Origin of the sequence: Streptomyces swartbergensis (assembly GCF_002148965.1) — a bacterium.
Lineage (GTDB): Bacteria > Actinomycetota > Actinomycetes > Streptomycetales > Streptomycetaceae > Streptomyces > Streptomyces swartbergensis.
Window position 1 is genome coordinate 1 of sequence record NZ_NGFN01000626.1, and the last position, 2,167, is coordinate 2,167.

1 protein-coding gene and 1 pseudogene are annotated in these 2,167 nt (G+C 72.3%); both read left to right on the forward strand.

The features are described from left to right. Positions 1-764 (forward strand): annotated as a pseudogene (locus CA983_RS42975) (ABC transporter); the annotation flags it as partial. A 161-nt stretch (positions 765-925) separates the two neighbouring features. Continuing rightward, positions 926-1,813, forward strand: a complete 888-nt coding sequence (locus tag CA983_RS42980) for a FadR/GntR family transcriptional regulator (protein ID WP_086606033.1) — start codon at positions 926-928, stop codon at positions 1,811-1,813. The last annotated feature ends 354 nt before the right edge of the window (positions 1,814-2,167 follow it).

Consider the following 2,167-nt stretch of genomic DNA (forward strand, 5'->3'; position numbering starts at 1 on the left):
GTCCCCTCCGCCCCCTCCGCTACGAGATCCGCCGTGCCGCCGGGATCGGCGCCGGGTTCATCACCGGGGCCGCCGTACTCGTCGTGTCCGCCGTGACCGCCGTTGTGCTCGCCCGTATCGGGCACACCCCGCAGCCGCGCCTGCTGGCCGCGTGGCCGCGGGAGCTGCCCCTGCCGCCCGCGGCGCTCGGCGCGGGGCTGCTCGGCGCGCTGGCCTTCGGCGACGAGTTCCGCCACCCCGCCCTGGCCGCGGACCGTGGCACCGTGCCCCGCCGGCTGGGGCTGCTGGCCGCCAAACTGCTCGTCGCCACGGCCACCGCGCTGATGCTGGCCGTCCTCACCGTCGGCTGCGACGCCGAGGTGCTCTATCTCGTCTACGGACGGGAGCTCGCCCAGGTTCCCGCCGACTGGCTTTCGCTGAGCGCGAATTGGATCGGGCTGGTGGTCGGCTGTGCCTGGGCGGGCGTTCTGGCCGCAGGCGTCTTCCGTTCCACCACGGCCGGACTGGCCGCCGTGGCCGCCGTGCCGCTCCTCGTCGTGCCCGCGGTGCACAAGGTTCTGGAAGGGCCGTCCGTGCGGACCGCGGCGGGACTTCCCATGCGGCTGCGCGAGGCACTGCTGCCGCGATGGCCCTTCGGGGGAGAGCGCTACCTGGAAGCCGCGCTCAGCGTGATCTCCCAACCTGTCGGCGGCGCACTGACGTTGTCGCTGACCGCACTGCTCTGCGCGTATCTGCTCACCGCACTGCGGAGCCGGTTCCGGTGACGACTGTCCGTAACCCTTAGTCCGGCCATGCGCACAACTCCCCGCACAACGCCCATTTCTTTCCGATAAGGCGTCAATTGCGACGGGGTGAGCGATCACCCTTTCGTGTGCTTTTCACCAAAGACCTCAAGGGAGTTGGAGACGGCGCCGACAAAGGATGCGTGAGTACCCTTGCGCACACCATGATGACCGCCGCCCGCTCCGCTGACTCCGGCCTCGCGAGCCCGGGCGAACTCGACCGCTACCCCTACGCAGAGGCGCCCGCCGTCGACCGCGTCGGTGCCCCTGTCTGGGACGGCGGGGACCCCGAGCTGGGCCGGGTCGGCAGGCGCGCCGCGGGCAGCCGCGGACGCGGGCTGCACGGCCAACTCGTCCAGCAGTTGGGTCAGATGATCGTCTCCGGCGACCTGGGCGCCGACCGTCCACTGGTGCCCGAGGAGATCGGGCAGCGGTTCGAGGTCTCCCGCACCGTCGTCCGCGAGTCGCTCCGCGTCCTGGAGGCCAAGGGCCTGGTGAGCGCCCGCCCGAACGTCGGCACGCGCGTGCGCCCCGTCAGCGACTGGAACCTCCTCGACCCGGACATCATCGAGTGGCGGGCCTTCGGGCCGCAGCGGGACGACCAGCGCCGCGAGCTGAGCGAGCTGCGCTGGACGATCGAGCCGCTCGCCGCCCGCCTCGCCGCCGGGCACGGGCGGGAGGACGTCCAGCAGCGCCTGGCGGACATGGTCGAGATCATGGGGCACTCGATGGCCCAGGGTGATGCGCTCACCTTCTCCCGCGCCGACTCCGAGTTCCACTCGCTGCTCATCCAGGTCGCCGGCAACCGCATGCTGGAGCACCTCTCCGGGATCGTGTCCGCGGCCCTCCAGGTCTCCGGCGGTCCGATCGCGGGCTGTGACCGGCCGACCGAGGCGTCGCTGGCGCACCACGGCCGCATCTGTGACGCTCTCGCCGCCGGCGACGGGGCCGCGGCCGAGGCGGCGATGCGGCAACTTCTCACGGTCCACCCCGAGGTGGAACGCGTGGTGCCCGCTCCGCGCGAGCACTGACCGCGTTTCGCGGGCGGCGCGGCCGGGTGTGCCACCCCCCTCCTGTGGCAGCGCCCGTTCGGTGAACCGCCCCGCGTCGGACCCCGTGGGATCCTCGCGATCCCGCGGGGTCCGACGGCGCGAAGGGGCCGCAGATCCGCCGGAGCGGCCGGACAACAGCCAGGTGTGACCTCCTTTGCCCATGTCTGACCGCTTTCGTTCGCTTACGGGGTGTGACTCGGGCCACGCGAATTGGGCGTAACGCTCGCGGGAAGAACGCGATGACCTAAGAGGTGACAGCCGCGGAGGGAATACGGACGCCGTTCACGGCGCTGTGCATCTTCCCGGCCCCCGCCCGCGCCGTCGGCCCACCCC